Source organism: Pseudoalteromonas tetraodonis (assembly GCF_002310835.1).
Classification (GTDB): domain Bacteria; phylum Pseudomonadota; class Gammaproteobacteria; order Enterobacterales; family Alteromonadaceae; genus Pseudoalteromonas; species Pseudoalteromonas tetraodonis.
In genome coordinates this window covers 516,176-533,019 of the sequence record NZ_CP011041.1, presented here as the reverse complement: position 1 = coordinate 533,019, position 16,844 = coordinate 516,176, and the positions used below count along the sequence as shown (strand labels likewise).

Below are 16,844 nucleotides of genomic sequence, written 5' to 3'. Positions count from 1 at the left end.
CACTTATGTTCTCTTATTTGTTACTTGCTCACAGTGCATCGCTACGCTTGCTGTGGCATCTAAAATAGCTTGCTGTTTTGCTTTGCCTGCCATTTTAGTTATTAATAAAGGTTCGGCTAAATAGGGGCTTAAAAGTTCAACAATACTGCGCTGATTAAATTGCCCTTGTGGCATTAATAACGCCCCCTCTGCCATTACTAAATACTGTGCATTGGCTGTTTGATGATCATCAACCGCGTGTGGAAACGGCACAAATACCGCCATTTTACCCGCTGCGGCAATTTCACTTACCGTAAGCGCACCCGCACGACAAATCACAATATCTGCCCAGCTATAAGCAGTATCCATATCATCAATAAATTCAGCAACGGTCACTTGCTCATTGCCCATTTGTTGCTGCTGGTAACTTTCACTTACACTAGCAAGGTGCCCTTTACCTGTTTGATGCCAAATATTAATGGCACAAGTATCATTCAAGCGCTTAAATGCTTCTGGCAGTGTTTGGTTGAGTACTTGCGCACCTAACGAGCCACCCACAACAAGCATATTGATTGGGCTTGATACTTCCCGCTTAGGTATATCAACCACACTCTGACGCACAGGGTTACCCACCAGCTCTGCCTTTCCACTGGCAAAAGCACTAGGGAAAGCCGCTAACACGCGATTCGCAAATTTCGCTAGCCATTTATTGCTCATGCCTGCTACGGCATTTTGTTCGTGAATCACCAAAGGAATACCTAGGCTTTTTGCCGCAATACCTGTTGGGCCAGTTACATACCCCCCCATAGCTAAAACGACGTCAGGGCGTTGTTGTTTTAATACCTTACGCGCTTGCAATATTGCATTAATAACCATGAATGGCGCTTTAATAAGGCGTTTTAAACCATTCCCTCGCACGCCTTTTACATCAATAAAATCAATTTCTATGTTGTGCTTGGGCACGACACTGGCTTCCATTCTATCTGGGGTGCCTATCCAGCTAACTTGCCAACCTTGCTGTTTGAGATAATCAGCAACGGCAATCCCTGGAAAAATATGTCCACCTGTGCCCCCTGCTACAACGACTATTTTTTTACTCATCGCTTAGCTCCACCTGACGTGGCTTGTTTCGTTGCCATCTTGGTCTCAAAATCTACACGTAATAAAATACCGGTTGCTATGGTCATCATTAATAAACTTGAGCCACCATAAGAAATAAACGGCAAGGTTAATCCTTTGGTTGGTAAAATACCGGCACTGGCGCCCACATTCACCATAGTTTGAAACGCAAACCAAATACCAATTGCTAAGGCTAAGTAGCCTTCATATTCTTTGCCGTTTTTAAGCGCGTTTTGGCCAATGAGTAAAGCTCTAAATACTAAAGTACCGAGTACCATTAAAATGCTCAGCACCCCCATAAAACCTAACTCTTCAGCAATAACAGCAAAAATAAAGTCGGTGTGCGCTTCTGGTAAATATTGTAATTTTTGTACGCTGTTTCCTAGGCCTTGGCCAAACCAATCACCTTGGCTGTAAGCCATTAGTGATTGCACTAATTGATAGCCTTTGCCAAAAGGGTCATCCCAAGGTTCTAAAAAGCCAACCACACGCGCCATACGATAAGGCTCTAACACAATAAGCCCAACCACCAGCGCAATACCGGTTAAAATAAGTGCAAAAAACTGCCAAAGCTTGGCTCCGGCTAAAAACAACAAACCAACCGTAGTAACAAACATCACTACCACAGTCCCTAAATCGGGCTGCATTAAAATAAGTGCTGCATAAACTGCAAATACCGCTATGGGTTTAGCAAAGCCTTTTATGTTTTCTTGTACTTCACTGCGCTTACGTACTAAGTAGCCTGCGATATAACTAAAAAAGAATAACTTAGCGAGCTCGGAGGCTTGAATATTAAACGGTCCTACGGGTATCCAGCGGGTCGAACCATTGACTTCACGTCCTACAATAAGTACCACTAATAACAGTACTAAACCGATAAGTAACAAGTAGGGGTTAGCTTTTTTCCACCACGACATAGGTACTTGAGTACTAATGCAAAATAAACAAAACGATAGCCCTAAAAAGATGCCATGGCGGATAGTAAAATGATAGATATTACCAAACAGTCTATCGGCAGTCGGCATTGAAGCACTGGTGACCATCACAAAGCCCACGCCAATCAGCATTAGCATGCAATAAAGCAGTGGCACATCATAAAGCTGCGCTGAAGGTTTAGGGGTGAGTGCCTCTTTAATATCCGCAAAAGCAATCATGACTGCTCCTGCAATACACATTGCACAAAATCATCGCCGCGTTGCATATAATTGTTATACATATCAATGCTGGCACAGGCAGGTGCGAGTAAAACGGTATCGCCCGATTTACTTAATTGCTTTGCAAGCGCCACAGCCTCAGACATATTATTGGTTAAATGACCTTTAGCACTCAGTGCCACTAAATCTTTGGCATCTTTACCAAAACAAATCAGCGCTTTTACATGCTTTTCAATATAAGGCTTTAACACCTCTAAATCAGCACCTTTAGCATCACCACCAGCAATCACCACTAAGTTTTGTTGTTCACCCGCTAAACTATCAATAGCGGCAATTGTTGCGCCTACATTGGTGGCTTTAGAATCATTAAAATATTTAACGTCATTAAACTCACCCACAAACTGACAACGGTGCGCTAAGCCATTAAATTGAGCTAATGCGGTTTTGTAATGCGCCTTAGTAATTGCAAATGGGCTGAGTAATGCCATCACTGCCAAGGTATTTAAATAGTTATGCTTACCCACAACGGCTAAAGCACTTACTGGTAAATAAGCTTCGTCCTTTACCATAAAGTGCGCTTCGTTATTGTGCTGTGCTAAGTGGTAATTGCCTTGTGTTTCACCAAAACTCAGTTGTGGTGCTAACGTGCGATTCACAGGGTGTGTTTGCTTATCGTCAGCATTAATCACTAAGTGTTCAGCACCATTATAAATACTTAGTTTTGAATCTATATAGGATTGGTAACTATCATAACGATCGAGATGATCTTCTGAAATATTAAGCACGGTTGCACTAGTCGTTTTTAGGCTGCGTGTGGTATCAAGCTGAAAACTTGATAGCTCCAATACAAATACATCAAAGTCACCGTCAAGTAAATCCAGTACTGCTGTGCCAATGTTGCCACCGAGTGCCACCTTATAACCTGCGGTTTTTAATACTTCGTAGGCAAGTGTTACTACGGTTGATTTACCATTAGAGCCGGTTACAGCAACGACTGGTTTGCTATTAATGCGGGCAAATAGCTCAACATCACCAATCACTTCTACACCGGCATTCATTGCCTTCGCAACCGCTGGTGTTTTTAAGCTTAGCCCGGGACTAATAATAATCATATCGCAAGCACTGAGCGCCGCATTTTCTAGGTCACCAAAGTGCGTTTTTAATTGAGGTGCGTGCTGATTGAGCCAATCAACACCTGGCGGATTCTCTCTGCTATCGACCACATAAGGCTGTATTGATTGAGATAATAAAAAACGCACAATGCCCAGACCGGTTACACCGAGTCCGAGCACTGTTATGTGTTTATTTTTTATCTCGTTTAAATACTGCATTTATCGGATCTTTAATGTCGCAAGGCCAGCGAGTACCAGCACAATAGAAATTATCCAAAAGCGCACAATAACGCGTGGCTCCGGCCAACCTTTAAGTTCGTAATGGTGATGAATAGGCGCCATTCTAAAAATGCGTTGCCCACGTAATTTGTAAGAGCCAACTTGTAAAATTACCGATAGCGCTTCCATTACAAACACGCCCCCCATAATAATCAGTAACAGCTCTTGGCGAACAAGTACGGCAATAATCCCCAATGCACCACCCAGTGCTAATGAGCCTACATCGCCCATAAATACTTGCGCCGGATACGTGTTAAACCATAAAAAACCTAACCCAGCCCCTACAATAGCGGTACATACCACAACCAACTCACTCGCCAGTGGTAGATGCGGAATATGCAAATAAGCCGAAAAATTAATATTACCCGTTAAGTAAGCAATAATGGCCAGTGCTGCAGCCACTAAAATAGTAGGTACAATGGCTAAACCGTCTAGACCGTCGGTTAAATTAACCGCGTTTGACGTGCCCACCAACGCAAAGTAGGTGATCACGATATAAAACAGCCCCAGCTGTGGCAGTACATCTTTAAAAAATGGCACTACCAGTGACGTTTCAGTTGCTTGTGTGCTGCTCATGTAAAGCGCAGTGGCTACAACCAGTGCAATTACCGATTGCCAAAAGTATTTCCACTTTGCAATAAGTCCTTTTGGATCTTTACGGATCACCTTACGGTAATCATCAATAAAGCCCACAATACCTAATGAGCCAATTACAAATAAAGTGGCCCATACGTATTTATTAGACAAGTCTGCCCATAATAATGTGCTGGTAAAAATAGCCCCTAAAATAAGTAAGCCACCCATGGTCGGCGTACCCGATTTAGATAGGTGCGATTGCGGACCATCATCACGTACTGTTTGTCCTATTTGCATGCGTTGCAGCGCACGAATTAACTTAGGACCAAAATACAACGACATCATCAATGCGGTTAAAATACCTAAAATGGCACGCAGGGTTAAATACGAAAAAACATTAAAGCCACTATAATATTGAGTTAAATACTCAGCCAGCCAAACTAACATGATGATACTCCATTGATGGCTTGTTGCTGGCCATTAACTAAATCGGTTACTAAAAGCTCCATGCGAGAACTGCGTGATCCTTTCACGACAAGGGTAATTTTTTTATCTACTTTGCTAATGCTGTTTTGAATTTGCTGCAGCATTTGCTCACGATTAGAGAAATGGCGATTTGGCAGCCCAAATACATCACTGGCACATTTACTTAATACTCCGAGTGTAAATAACTCATCAATGCCTTGCGCTAATGCGTATTCACCGACTTCTTGATGATATTTACGGGCATCTTCGCCAAGTTCACCCATATCACCGAGTGCCAAAATACGATGACCTTGAATATCACTAAGTAAATCAATCGCAGCTTTCACCGACTTTACGTTAGCATTGTATGTATCATCGATAATGGTGAGTGAATCACTGGCTTCAATTAGGTTAACCCGTCCTTTAACTTCACCCATGGTAGCTAACGCGCTGGCAATGTCCTCAAGTGACACGTCAAACTCACTGGTTAACGCCGCAGCAATAAGCGCGTTACTAATATTGTGTTTACCTGGCAGTGCTAACTTAACCGGCACACTGTGTTGCTTGGTGCACAAAGTAAAGCTTGCGCGAGCTTGTGCATCTAGGCTGATGTCTTCAGCCCAAATATCGAGCTTTTCACTACTCGAAAAACATTTAATATTGCGCGTTGCTAACTTATCAAGCCAATATTGACTAAAGTCACTATCGCAATTGACGATGGCGATGCCATCCTCTTTTAATCCGTCGTAAATTTCACCTTTTGCTTGTGCCACACCTTGCAGGCTACCAAAGCCTTCCAAGTGGGCAGCAGCAACATTACATACCACAGCTACATCCGGTTTGGTCATCGCGGTGGTGTACGCAATTTCACCTATGTGGTTAGCGCCTAATTCAATAACCGCAAAGCGATGTTGTGGCTCTAATCTGAGTAAAGTTAACGGTACGCCAATGTCGTTGTTAAAATTACCTTTAGTGGCTAATACATCCCCTTTACTTGATAAAATAGCGGCACACATTTCTTTAACTGTGGTTTTACCTACACTGCCAGTAATAGCGATAGTTTTAGGTGCAACTTGCGCCATCACTGCTGTACCAATTGTGCCTAATGCAATACGGGTATCGGCAACTACAAATTGAGCAATATCGGTATCAACAGCGTGATCGACAATCACGCCTATAGCGCCTTTTTGTTTTGCTTGTTCAATAAATTTATGGCCATCAAAATTTGGGCCCTTAAGCGCCAAAAACACTTCACCATCACATAAAGTACGGGTATCGGTGTTTATATTTATCACCTTGCGATTATCACCTTGATAATCGGTTGCTAGCACATTAGCTAGCCAATCAAAATCCATCGGGATCATGCTTGAGACCCTCTTACTGCTTTTTTTAATTGTTGTTGTACAAATTGGCGGTCACAAAAATCGATGCGTGTATCGCCTATAATTTGATAGTCTTCATGCCCTTTACCGGCAATTAAAATAACCTCACCGGCTTTTGCGTTATCTATAGCAAATTGTATCGCGGCACCGCGATCGGCCTCTAAATGAACGTTTTCTGGATGCTCTAATCCCGCAGCTACATCATTAATAATGTCATTAGGGTCTTCAGAGCGTGGGTTATCACTGGTAATGATCACTTTGTCTGCAAACTGCTCAGCAGCTTGTGCCATTAGTACACGCTTTCCTTTATCTCTGTCGCCGCCACAACCAAACACACAACTAACTCCACCTGGTACATGTTGCTGCAGCGCTTGTAACGCTAAAGCCAACGCATCTGGCGTATGCGCGTAATCAACAACGCAAGTAGGCATACTTGGCGCTGTAAATGCTTGCATCCTGCCGGCTACCGGCTGTAAATACTCACATCCTGCTACTAACTGTGTTAATGGATAGCCTAGCGCTAATAGCGTTGCTAACGCAGCCGTTAGATTATAAAGGTTAAATTCACCAAACAGCGGTGATTTTATGGCAACATCACCCCAGCTAGTAGTTAATTGCGCCGAAATACCGGTTGCTGAATACTGAACATCTGAAAAATACACAAACTGTGCATTTTTAGGGGCTAAGTTTTTACGGCCATAACAAATAAGACTATTAAAGCTGTATTTTTCAATCCATTGCTCTGCTTGTCCGTCATCCTGATTAAGAATGACATGATCAGCATCAAAATCACGAAACAGCATTAATTTAGCATCACCATAGCTTTGCATATTGCCATGGTAATCTAAGTGATCGCGCGACAAGTTAGTAAACACTGCGGCTTTAAAATAGCATTGATCAACACGGTGCTGTACCAAACCATGCGATGACACTTCCATAGCAACCAATTGGTGTTGCTCATTTTTTAAGTCGCTTAAAATACGCTGTAAATCGACTGCCGAAGGCGTAGTATTTTGCAGTGGTGTTAAATTATCTGGATGGCCGTAACCTAAGGTACCAATAATAGCGGCTTGGGTATGACAAAATTGCGCTAAATGAGCAATCATTGCTGTGGTAGTCGATTTACCATTGGTGCCCGTTACGCCAACTAAATCTAAGTGCTTGCTCGGTTGTTGGTAAAATTGACTCGCCAATACAGGCAGTTTCTTATTCAACTCTGAGACTAAATAAAGCGGCTCAAAATCACTTTCAAATTCACACAGTCTGTCGGCAATAATTGCACTGGCACCATTTTCAATTGCTTTACTAATAAAGTGCCCACCATCTAACTGGTGCCCTTTTATCGCCACAAACACATCACCTGGTTTTACATCGCGGCTATCTAAACGCAGCTCGTTTACCATTAAACGTGCTGCATCTATTTCTAAATGTTTTAAAATTGTGTGTAAATCACGCACCATCATCTTTGCCCTTCACGTATGCCACCGAGTCTTTGTCTGGGGCAACGTTTAAAATTCTTAATGAATTAGAGATTATTTCTGCAAACGCTGGACCTGCTGTTGCGCCGCCATAATAAACATCTCCACCGGGCTCGTTGATTAATACCACAACGGCTAATCGCGGGTTACTCGCAGGAGCAATGCCCGCAAAATAACCTACATATTCGTCACCATAGCCCCCTGCGGCGGCTTTTTTAGAGGTGCCTGTTTTACCAGCAGCGCGGTAACCATCCACTTTAACGCGGCGTGCGGTACCGCCTTCTTCAAATACGCTTTCCATCATGTGTACAACGGCTTCAACATCTTCTTGTTGAAAGACACGCTCACCTTCAGGTATAGAATCTTGTTTTAGTACAGTAAGCGGACGATTAACCCCGCCAGCCCCTAACATGGCGTAAAAACGTGCCATTTGCGCGGTACTCACGGCAATATTGTAACCAAACGAGAGCGCTGCAATTTCATGATCTGACCAACGGCGATTAGGGTAAAATAAGCCACTACTTTCGCCTACCATGCCAGTACCACTATCACTGCCAAACCCCACTTTTTGATACAGGCCCACAAAGTACTCTTTGGGTACTGTTTGGCTTATTTTGGTTACTCCCATATTACTGGAGTATTTTAAAATTTCGCGCAGCGTCATTTCGCCATGATTACGGGTATCTTGTACTAAGCTGCCCCCTAAGCGCATCCAGCCTGGGTAGGTATCAACTTTGTCATCCGGTTGGATTGTGCCGTAGTCTAATCCAGCTAAAATGGCTAGAGGCTTAACAGTTGAGCCGGGTTCAAACAAATCGGTAATAGCGCGGTTACGACGTTTATGAGGAGCCGCCCCGCTTAAGTTGTTAGGATTAAATGATGGGCTATTGACCATGGCCAAGACTTCACCGGTTTTAACATCTACTACCATGGCAGAACCTGAGGTCGCTTTATAAGTTAATACCGCTGATTTAACTGCTTTATAGGCAATGGCTTGAATTCGCTGATCAATACTTAGTTGAATGCTTTCAGGCTCTACTCGCTCGCGTTCATCAAGCACTTCAACTTCACGCCCTTGCGCATCTTTGCGAATGGTACGGCGACCTTCTTCACCGGTTAACGCGTTTTCATAAAGCTTTTCTATGCCCTCAATGCCTTTACCATCAATATTGGTAAACCCAATAACATGTGCGCTTACTTCACCAGCAGGGTAATAACGTTTTGATTCATCCAATAAATGAATACCAGGTAGGCGTAAATCACCGATGTAATTAGCCACAGCGGGAGTCACTTGGCGTTTTAAATACACAAAGCGACGAGTAGGATCATCAAGTAATCGCGTGTTAATTTTACTAGGCTCAATGCGCAACACATCAGCCAATTCACGCCAGCGTAAATCATTTTTATAATACAGGGCGGTACGCTTATTTAACTCAGCAACATTTTCACGAAGCGTTTGCTGATCTTCACCGTTTTTGCGTGCTTGCCTAAGTACTTTACTAACCAGTGATTTATGCAGGGCTTTAGGATCCGCATACACGCTTACCACAGGCACACTAACGGCAAGCTCTTTACCGTTACGATCGAAAATCATCCCGCGTTGCACATGCAGTTTTTCAATCCGTACCGTACGTTTATCGCTTTCAGAGCGCGCTTTATCAGGTTCAATTACTTGCAAGTACGCAGCACGCGATACCAAGGTCACAAACACTAAAAAAATCACCGCGCACACTAAAATAAAGCGCCATGCTATTAGGTTATTGACTGGTTTTTTGCCTCGCATTCTCATTGTAATATAATTACCTGCTCATCTTGGCTGGTTGGCCGCTTCATTTCGAGTTGTGACGTTGCCACTTCTTCAATGCGCGCATGTTGTGAATAAAACTCTTCTTCCACTAAAAAATAACGCCATTCTAAATCCAATTCGTCACGCTCTTGGAGCAACGAATCTTGCTCAATTAATTGCGCTCGAGAGAGATGAGTTACTTGCACCACACTCAAGCTTGATGCGAATATCACAACCAACAAGGCCAAGGTGATCTTGTTCGCACCTAGGCCTTTAATTATTTCAAGAAATAAATTGGGTTGGCGATAGCTCGCTTTTTTACTCATCCCAACCTCTGTGCGATCCTTAGCACTGAGCTGCGAGAGCGTGGATTACGCGCCACTTCATCAGCACTTGGTTTAATAGCTTTACCCACTGCTTTTAACGTCAGATTTTTATTTATTTGTGCGTCGGTTAAAGGCAGACCTCTGGGTATCGCTTCTCCCTTACTCTGTTTTTTAATAAATTGTTTAACAATGCGATCTTCTAAAGAATGAAACGAAATAACCACTAAGCGACCACCCGGCTTAAGAACTTTAATCGCCGCTTGTAATGCCGTTTGAATTTCCTCTAATTCGCTATTGATATAAATACGAATAGCCTGGAAAGTCCGCGTTGCAGGGTGTTTAAACTTATCTTTCACCGGTACGGCTTCATCGACTAAATCAGCGAGCTGCTTAGTGGTAGTGATTGGCGTGTGTTCACGCACTTCTAAAATTTTGTGCGCAATGCGCTTACCAAATTTTTCTTCACCTAGCTTTTTGATCACATGAGTAATGTCATCTAATTCAGCCTCAGCTAACCACTGCGCTGCGCTGCGACCTGTACTTGGATCCATTCTCATATCGAGCGGACCATCTTTCATAAAGCTAAAGCCACGCGCTGCGTCATCTAGCTGCGGCGACGACACACCAATATCAAGTAAAATGCCATCAACCTGACCAATAAGATCGTTTTGCTCAGCTACCTCGTATAACTTTGAAAAACGAGAATGAGCAATTGAAAAACGCGGGTCATCAGCAAACTTTTCAGCAGACTTTATCGCTTGTGGATCTTGGTCAATGGCCTGCAAACGACCGCTTTCACCTAAGCGCGCTAATATTTGCCCTGAATGTCCGCCACGTCCAAAGGTACCATCCATGTATATGCCGTCTGGCTTAATTGCAAGTGCATCTATGGTTTCGTCCATTAATACGGATACGTGTTCAAATTGCGCTGTCATTAGCTGTTATTTGCCTTTTATTTTGCTGCTAGAGGGTGAAGTTATCTAAATCGTCATTCGGTTCAAAATCACCGAGCCTTTCAAGCTCAGTGTCTTGGCGCATCTGCTCGTGCCAACGTGCTTCATCCCAAATTTCAAATTTATTCATTAAACCCACCAGCATAATTTTTTTGCCAAGTTCTGCATGTGAGCGCAATGAAGGCGCCAACAAAATTCGACCGTTTTTATCAAGCTGATATTCTGTCGCATTACCTAACAACATACGTTGCATCCGTCGTGCTCTAGGATTCATATTAGATATTTTTGCTAAACGGCTTTCTATTTCTAGCCATTCAGCAAGAGGGTATAACCAAAGGCAAGGCTCATTGAGTGCAACTGTGCAAATTACCGTTCCCTGATCTTCAGACAATAGCGTATCTCGGTACTTTGTCGGTACCGCAAAACGTCCTTTATCATCCAAACTCAGTGAACTTGCGCCACGAAACATAAAAAGCCTATTGTAAATTTATTTTAATCAACTTTTTGATTAACCCGATCCAGTTTGATCCACTAAACACCACTTTTTACCACAGTGCTCCAGTTTAGGGCTTGACAAGCCTTTTTGTCAAGTAAGTCACCCAGCTTTAGCACCCCGCGAAGCCTGAAAAAATAAGGCTCCGATTAAAGCGGTTGAATTGTTTAATAAAAAATCTGATCAGCCAGTAAAAAATTTTTTATCGTGCTTTTTATTAGCTCGTTGGCATTATTTGCTTAATGAATAAACAGTGAATAATTACAATTTATTTGAGCCCTGCTGACCTTTGTGAATTAGAGTTTGGTCAAACTAGATGCGGTTTAATCGCGTCGCGAGGTTTGTAACTGAGTGGACAAAGAAAAAATCAATCTCGAATGATCAACACGTCCTAGTTTGTAAAAATTACAAACTGTTGTCGCAATAGTTACAGCTATAAACCCACTCAAAATTCGTAAATAAAATACAATTCATATAAAACAACAGGTTAAAGACTGGTTTAATCATTGCATCTAAATAATTACTTTTAAAAATCTATTAAGGATTGATTATGGCTACGGCAACAAAGAGCAAAACTCCTATTGATGCAAAACAAGAGATTGAAGCACCGCTAACAGATAAAGCGACATCAGCAGCGCATGACGCAGTTGATGCATTATCAAGTAAAGCGGCGGTAGCTGAAAATGGTGTTCGTAAAGGCGCAAGCAGCTCAGCTGAAACGCTTAATGAAAAGCAGTTAGCCGCTCGTGAGAAACTAGCAGAGTGTTCGTCTAAAACGCGTCAACTCGCATCAGAAAACCCATTAGCAACGGCGGGTCTGGCGTTTGCTGCTGGTATGTTAGTTACAGCACTGTTTCGTCGTAAGTAATACTAATGCAAAACCAACACTCAACACCAAGTGAATCACAAGGGACAGATTCGCCGTCATCGGCAAAACACGCCGATGACTGGCAAGATCATGTTGCTAAGCTTGCTGACTATGCAGCGCAGCTCAAGGATGATTATCATCAACAAGGAAAGTTGACACATCAGCTGGCAATAGCAGAGTGGAAGCTATCGCTAAGATCCTTAGCACTGATCACCATTCTACTAGGATGTTTTGCCAGTGGCTTGGTGTTACTGTGGGTGGGGTTTTTAGGTATTGTAGGCTTTGCCACCTTTGATCTGTTTAGCTCTATCTGGCTGAGCATTGCAGTGGTGATCAGCCTACAAATTTTATGCTTAGTTTGGCTGTGGCGAAACGCCGTTTATCTAAGCAAAAAAATTGGCTTTACTAAAACGCTAAATAGCCTAAGGCAGCTGCTTAAATTATAAGGCACACACTATTATGTTAATCAATTATTTGATCAACTCACCGAACGCTCGCGTGCAACAGCTAGATAAAGAAGTTGTTATGCGATCAGAGCTAAAACGTCAGCATCTTGCAGCTATAAAATACAGAGCCAAACGCTTTGCAGCAACAAAAGTGGGGCTCGCCAGTGCGTTTGCAGCTGGCGCTGTAGTTGAGTCTGCTAAAGGTGATGCTAACACGATAAAAAAATACACTTGGTTATTAAAGCTACTTGCTTAAAAGTCATTCGCGCATCGATTTATCACGACAATGAGCCAAAAAAACCATTTTGATAATCGCTAACAGCTTGGCGAATTTCAGCCTCGGTGGTCATCACAAAAGGTCCCATGTGCGCAATTGGCTGGTTAAGTGGATCGCCTGCTAAAATAAGGACCCCCGCCGTTTTCTTTGCCTGCAATGCAATGTCACTCAATGGTTCTAATATAAGCAAATTACCCGCATTAAATACGTCACCGGTCTGAGATATTAATGAGCCTGTATGAATATAAATCATCACTTTTTGCTGTTTTAAAGCCGGTAAATTAAGCCCTTCACCCGCAGGCAAAGCTACATCAGCTATAGCACCATTAGCAGCTAAATTTTGTAAGCTTGCAGCCAATTGGTGTGATTCAAATTGCCATGTACCTGCTAAGGCTTTAAGTGAAACACCTTGTTGATTAGTAAAACTCGGTGCTGGATGCTCTGTGGTATCTTGGTATTGAGGCTCACGCATTTTTTGAGCACTTGGCATATTGAGCCAAATTTGAAAACCATGTAAGCCTTGTTCAGCATCGGCAAGGGGCATTTCACTGTGCATAACACCGCTACCGGTACTCATCCATTGTACGTCACCCGCACGAATCGCCTTTTTGTTACCCATTTGGTCTTGATGTTCAAACCCGCCTTTTAAAATATAGGTAAAGGTTTCGATCCCCCTATGAGGATGAGGAGGAAAGCCACCAATATAATCACTTTCATCGTCAGATTTAAGTTCATCTATCATTAAAAATGGATCTAAATATTTACCATCAAATCCTGGAATACGACGAATATTAACACCATCCCCATCTTGGGTAGCATAAGCAGTTAGTACTTTGGTTATTTTCATTTTTGTTGCCTAAAATAGGTTAAGTAAAAGTATAAAATATTAATTTATTATTATGACTCTACCCGAAAATTAATTAATAAATTTCAGTTATATACAATAAAAGTAAATTTAATATTTGCGATATAACCTTAGTACATTAAAGGTTATTTATAGTAGAATTATTGGTCAGAGTTTTACCCTATATTTATTTGGATACGATTATTTTTACTGCATCATTAAAACATCAGCTTTATCGACTACTTATGCTAATTTGCATGCCTGTAGCTGCTGTCATTTTAGTAACCTTGTGGTTTAGTCGTGACGCGGCTATTAAAGAGCACGAGAAAAAAGTGCGCTCTATCACTGAGCACCTAATTATCAAGCAGCAAAGCATGATTAATGATGTAGAGCATATTACTGAGTTTTTAGCAAAAAAGCAGAAAGACATTAAGTCTTTATCTTCTCGCTGCCCTTCGTATTTTTTAGATGTTAAGGCACTCAATGGCAATATCGCGAATATTGGTTTAGTAAACAAAGACGGCGATTTAATTTGTTCCTCAAATAATGGTGCCCCTAATATCAACGTTAGTGATCGTCCCTACTTTAAAAACGCACTCGCCAGTAAAGAGTTTAGTATTGGCCATTTCCAGCACGATCGCAGCCTTGAAGCCCAGAGCATTAACTTTGCTTCCCCTATTCTTAATGAAAACAATGATATTGAAGGCGTGATAGTAACTGTAATTGCTTTAGACTGGTGGAGCTCGGCACTTAATAGCTTGAATTTACCGACAGAAGTTCGAGTCGCCATCACTGACTCTAATAATCTTATTTTAGCCAACTCCCCTTTTTCAGCCGATAGATTAGGTTATAAATTGGAAGAGTTTGATTTAGAACATAATTTACAAGCAGGTGTCATTTTTAAAGGAAAAGATGGTATCCGTAGAGTTTTTCATCAAACGACTCTCTATCGAGATGGCAATGACAATAAGCTCTCTATTTATATTACTCAACCAATAGATAAAACACTTGAGCGGATAGATATTAACTTTGTAAAAATGGTTTTAGGATTTTTAATGACCATTCTTCTTTTAGCTGTATTAGCTAGACGACTGGTCAATAAAAGCATTTTAAATCCGATTAAAAGTTTAACGCAGGCGGTTAACCGCTTAGCGGCCGGTAATATGCCTCATGACGATGAGCAGCCCAATAGTCCTGAGCTAAATAGACTTTACCATCGTTTTAAATACATGGCCGAGACTCGCTTAACGGCTGAAGCATGCCTTAAACATAAGCATGACGAGCTCAATAGCCTGCTTAATGCATTACCCGATGCTTTTTTACGCGTAGATGCCAATGGCAATATTCTTGATACCGGTGGACGTATTAAATCGTTAAATTATAGCCATTCAACACCCCCTAAAAAATTATCGTGTTTATTCTCTGATGCTAATTTAAAACAAGTGCAAGGGTACTTAATACCCCTGAACGCCCCTGTCACTGTTGAGCTTGAACATAAACAAGATAATCATTTTTATGAAGCTAAAATTAGCCCAATGAAAAAAGCCGATGAGTTTATTATCGTTATTAGTAACATCACGCAACGAAAGCAAAATCAAGAATCGTTGCATTTAGCGTCATTAGTTTACAACAACAGCAGTGAAGGCATGGCAATCACGGATGAAAATGGGGTTATTTATGATGTGAATCCTGCGTTTTGTGAAACAACTTTGTATTCTCGAAAAGAAGTACTCAATCAAACTATTGGTATTTTATCATCGGGTAAACACGATAAGCAGTTTTATAATTACATGTGGCAATCGCTCAATAAAACAGGGCGTTGGCAAGGTGAAATAACCAATCGTCGTAAAAATGGCGAGCTGTATGTTGAATGGTTAACCATCGATACTATTTACGATAAAAATAAAGCCCCGACTAGTCGTATTGCTATTTTTACCGACCTAACCGAGAAAAAACAAGCAGATGAATTAATTTGGCGACAAGCGCACTTTGATCATTTAACCGACTTGCCTAATCGATTAGAACTAAAAGAGCGCTTAAATCTACGATTCGCAAACCTTACCAATGCAGATCAAAAACTGGTCATTATGCTATTAGATATTGATCATTTTAAAGATATTAACGACACATTGGGCCACCATTACGGCGATAGATTACTTAAGTTAGTATCTGAGCGAATTGTGCAAACGGCCAAAGAGGCTGACTTTGTAGCACGAATTGGCGGAGACGAGTTTGTTGTTGTATTTAGTGATTTACATGGCAGCGATAATATAAAGCAAATGGCAAAATCACTTTTGCTTAGCCTTGCCTCCACTATTTTTATTGAAGATGAAAAAGTGTATATCAGTGCCAGTATTGGTATTGCCTGCGCGCCAGATGATGGCCAAAATCCAGAGCAATTACTTAAAGCCGCTGACCAAGCTATGTATAAAGCAAAAAATAGCGGTCGCAATGGCTTTGAATTTTTCTCACATGATATGCGTGAAGATGCAAACGCAAGAATGCAACTACTCAAAGAGCTTCGCTCAGCTATAGAGCTAGAACAATTTGAATTGTATTACCAACCTATCGTATCGCTTGATGATTTACACGTTCATAAAGCTGAGGGACTTATTCGTTGGCAACACCCAGAAAAAGGCCTGATCAGCCCTGCTGACTTTATTCCTCTTGCTGAAGAAACCAGACAAATAAATGCGCTGGGTCAATTTGTATTTGCTGAGGCACTACAAACACTTAATGATATTAAAAAACACATTCAAGATGAATTTCAAATAAGCATTAACGTTTCACCAGTGCAATTGGCAACCGTCGATAGCGGCATAGACGAATGGTACGATATGCTAGCAACGGCAAATATACCAGCCTCAGCGATTGTGGCCGAAATTACTGAAGGCTTAATGGTTAACCCTGAAGAACTTACCCAAAGTCGTTTGAAAGCCTTGGTTAAGTCAGGGATGCAATTGGCCCTTGATGACTTTGGCACCGGTTATTCATCGCTTGCTTACTTGCAAGAAATGGATACCGACTACCTAAAAATAGATAAACGCTTTGTTGATAATATTCAAAAAGGCAGTCAAGAGCTGGCTTTGTGTGAAGCAATTATCATGATGGCTCATCAGCTTGGTTTAAAAGTGATTGCCGAAGGCATAGAAACAAAATTACAAATGGATTTATTACTTGAGGCCGGTTGTGATTATGGCCAAGGCTATTTGTTTTCAAAGCCGCTGCACAAAGCCTCGTTTATGCAGCTGATAACAACAAATCAAGTAATTAGTTTAAAATAAAAGTCATTTAGCCCTAATACTGG

At 41.7% G+C, this 16,844-nt stretch carries 15 protein-coding genes; 4 read left to right on the top strand and 11 right to left on the bottom strand.

The features are described from left to right. Window positions 1-3 precede the first annotated feature (3 nt). Genes murG through mraZ form a run of 10 tightly spaced genes read right to left on the bottom strand, consistent with a single transcriptional unit; the run spans window position 4 to window position 11,078 of the window. On the bottom strand, window positions 4-1,080 hold the full coding sequence (gene murG / locus PTET_RS02510) for an undecaprenyldiphospho-muramoylpentapeptide beta-N-acetylglucosaminyltransferase (RefSeq protein ID WP_013464056.1): 1,077 nt from the start codon (window positions 1,078-1,080) through the stop codon (window positions 4-6). Then, a complete protein-coding gene (ftsW, locus tag PTET_RS02505; protein ID WP_096038154.1) occupies window positions 1,077-2,252 on the bottom strand; it encodes a cell division protein FtsW in 1,176 nt (391 codons plus the stop codon). The genes murG and ftsW overlap by 4 nt, the downstream gene beginning before the upstream one ends. Next, window positions 2,249-3,583 carry a UDP-N-acetylmuramoyl-L-alanine--D-glutamate ligase gene (gene murD, locus PTET_RS02500; protein WP_096038153.1) on the bottom strand — a complete coding sequence of 445 codons (1,335 nt, stop codon included), beginning with the start codon at window positions 3,581-3,583 and terminating at the stop codon, window positions 2,249-2,251. The genes ftsW and murD overlap by 4 nt, the downstream gene beginning before the upstream one ends. After that, a complete protein-coding gene (mraY, locus tag PTET_RS02495; RefSeq protein WP_008110692.1) occupies window positions 3,584-4,666 on the bottom strand; it encodes a phospho-N-acetylmuramoyl-pentapeptide-transferase in 1,083 nt (360 codons plus the stop codon). After that, complete coding sequence (locus tag PTET_RS02490; protein ID WP_008110694.1) at window positions 4,660-6,048, bottom strand: UDP-N-acetylmuramoyl-tripeptide--D-alanyl-D-alanine ligase; 1,389 nt, start codon at window positions 6,046-6,048, stop codon at window positions 4,660-4,662. The genes mraY and PTET_RS02490 overlap by 7 nt, the downstream gene beginning before the upstream one ends. Further along, complete coding sequence (gene murE / locus PTET_RS02485; protein WP_058155454.1) at window positions 6,045-7,523, bottom strand: UDP-N-acetylmuramoyl-L-alanyl-D-glutamate--2,6-diaminopimelate ligase; 1,479 nt, start codon at window positions 7,521-7,523, stop codon at window positions 6,045-6,047. The genes PTET_RS02490 and murE overlap by 4 nt, the downstream gene beginning before the upstream one ends. Next, the gene (locus PTET_RS02480; RefSeq protein ID WP_013464053.1) at window positions 7,516-9,333 is read right to left on the bottom strand and encodes a peptidoglycan glycosyltransferase FtsI; all 1,818 of its coding nucleotides are present in this window, start codon (window positions 9,331-9,333) and stop codon (window positions 7,516-7,518) included. Before PTET_RS02480 ends, murE begins: the two co-directional genes overlap by 8 nt. After that, the gene (gene ftsL / locus PTET_RS02475) at window positions 9,330-9,656 is read right to left on the bottom strand and encodes a cell division protein FtsL (protein ID WP_008110697.1); all 327 of its coding nucleotides are present in this window, start codon (window positions 9,654-9,656) and stop codon (window positions 9,330-9,332) included. The genes PTET_RS02480 and ftsL overlap by 4 nt, the downstream gene beginning before the upstream one ends. Beyond that, a complete protein-coding gene (gene rsmH, locus PTET_RS02470; protein WP_008110698.1) occupies window positions 9,653-10,591 on the bottom strand; it encodes a 16S rRNA (cytosine(1402)-N(4))-methyltransferase RsmH in 939 nt (312 codons plus the stop codon). The genes ftsL and rsmH overlap by 4 nt, the downstream gene beginning before the upstream one ends. A gap of 28 nt (window positions 10,592-10,619) precedes the next feature. Beyond that, window positions 10,620-11,078 (bottom strand): division/cell wall cluster transcriptional repressor MraZ, encoded by a 459-nt coding sequence (mraZ, locus tag PTET_RS02465; protein WP_008110699.1) that lies wholly within the window; start codon window positions 11,076-11,078, stop codon window positions 10,620-10,622. 574 nt (window positions 11,079-11,652) lie between these two features. Between mraZ and PTET_RS02460 the strand changes: the two genes are divergently transcribed. Genes PTET_RS02460 through PTET_RS02450 form a run of 3 tightly spaced genes read left to right on the top strand, consistent with a single transcriptional unit; the run spans window position 11,653 to window position 12,672 of the window. Continuing rightward, window positions 11,653-11,970, top strand: a complete 318-nt coding sequence (locus PTET_RS02460) for a hypothetical protein (RefSeq protein ID WP_013464052.1) — start codon at window positions 11,653-11,655, stop codon at window positions 11,968-11,970. A 5-nt stretch (window positions 11,971-11,975) separates the two neighbouring features. Beyond that, window positions 11,976-12,416 carry a hypothetical protein gene (locus PTET_RS02455; RefSeq protein ID WP_013464051.1) on the top strand — a complete coding sequence of 147 codons (441 nt, stop codon included), beginning with the start codon at window positions 11,976-11,978 and terminating at the stop codon, window positions 12,414-12,416. A 13-nt stretch (window positions 12,417-12,429) separates the two neighbouring features. Beyond that, window positions 12,430-12,672: a hypothetical protein gene (locus PTET_RS02450; protein ID WP_008110702.1), complete on the top strand. Its 243-nt coding sequence runs from the start codon at window positions 12,430-12,432 to the stop codon at window positions 12,670-12,672. 22 nt (window positions 12,673-12,694) lie between these two features. Here the strand turns inward: PTET_RS02450 and PTET_RS02445 are convergent, their stop codons facing one another. Then, window positions 12,695-13,540: a pirin family protein gene (locus PTET_RS02445; RefSeq protein WP_013464050.1), complete on the bottom strand. Its 846-nt coding sequence runs from the start codon at window positions 13,538-13,540 to the stop codon at window positions 12,695-12,697. A 254-nt stretch (window positions 13,541-13,794) separates the two neighbouring features. Between PTET_RS02445 and PTET_RS02440 the strand changes: the two genes are divergently transcribed. After that, complete coding sequence (locus PTET_RS02440; protein ID WP_244186369.1) at window positions 13,795-16,821, top strand: bifunctional diguanylate cyclase/phosphodiesterase; 3,027 nt, start codon at window positions 13,795-13,797, stop codon at window positions 16,819-16,821. Window positions 16,822-16,844: the final 23 nt, after the last annotated feature.

Excerpts from the sequence above, each read along its gene's own strand:
- PTET_RS02445 (WP_013464050.1), bottom strand. The coding sequence starts at position 13,540 with ATGAAAATAACCAAAGTACTAACTGCTTATGCTACCCAAGATGGGGAT.
- mraZ (WP_008110699.1), bottom strand. The coding sequence starts at position 11,078 with ATGTTTCGTGGCGCAAGTTCACTGAGTTTGGATGATAAAGGACGTTTT.
- PTET_RS02480 (WP_013464053.1), bottom strand. The coding sequence starts at position 9,333 with ATGAGAATGCGAGGCAAAAAACCAGTCAATAACCTAATAGCATGGCGC.
- PTET_RS02455 (WP_013464051.1), top strand. The coding sequence starts at position 11,976 with ATGCAAAACCAACACTCAACACCAAGTGAATCACAAGGGACAGATTCG.
- PTET_RS02450 (WP_008110702.1), top strand. The coding sequence starts at position 12,430 with ATGTTAATCAATTATTTGATCAACTCACCGAACGCTCGCGTGCAACAG.
- PTET_RS02460 (WP_013464052.1), top strand. The coding sequence starts at position 11,653 with ATGGCTACGGCAACAAAGAGCAAAACTCCTATTGATGCAAAACAAGAG.
- mraY (WP_008110692.1), bottom strand. The coding sequence starts at position 4,666 with ATGTTAGTTTGGCTGGCTGAGTATTTAACTCAATATTATAGTGGCTTT.
- PTET_RS02490 (WP_008110694.1), bottom strand. The coding sequence starts at position 6,048 with ATGATCCCGATGGATTTTGATTGGCTAGCTAATGTGCTAGCAACCGAT.
- murD (WP_096038153.1), bottom strand. The coding sequence starts at position 3,583 with ATGCAGTATTTAAACGAGATAAAAAATAAACACATAACAGTGCTCGGA.
- PTET_RS02440 (WP_244186369.1), top strand. The coding sequence starts at position 13,795 with ATGCCTGTAGCTGCTGTCATTTTAGTAACCTTGTGGTTTAGTCGTGAC.
- murG (WP_013464056.1), bottom strand. The coding sequence starts at position 1,080 with ATGAGTAAAAAAATAGTCGTTGTAGCAGGGGGCACAGGTGGACATATT.
- ftsW (WP_096038154.1), bottom strand. The coding sequence starts at position 2,252 with ATGATTGCTTTTGCGGATATTAAAGAGGCACTCACCCCTAAACCTTCA.
- ftsL (WP_008110697.1), bottom strand. The coding sequence starts at position 9,656 with ATGAGTAAAAAAGCGAGCTATCGCCAACCCAATTTATTTCTTGAAATA.
- rsmH (WP_008110698.1), bottom strand. The coding sequence starts at position 10,591 with ATGACAGCGCAATTTGAACACGTATCCGTATTAATGGACGAAACCATA.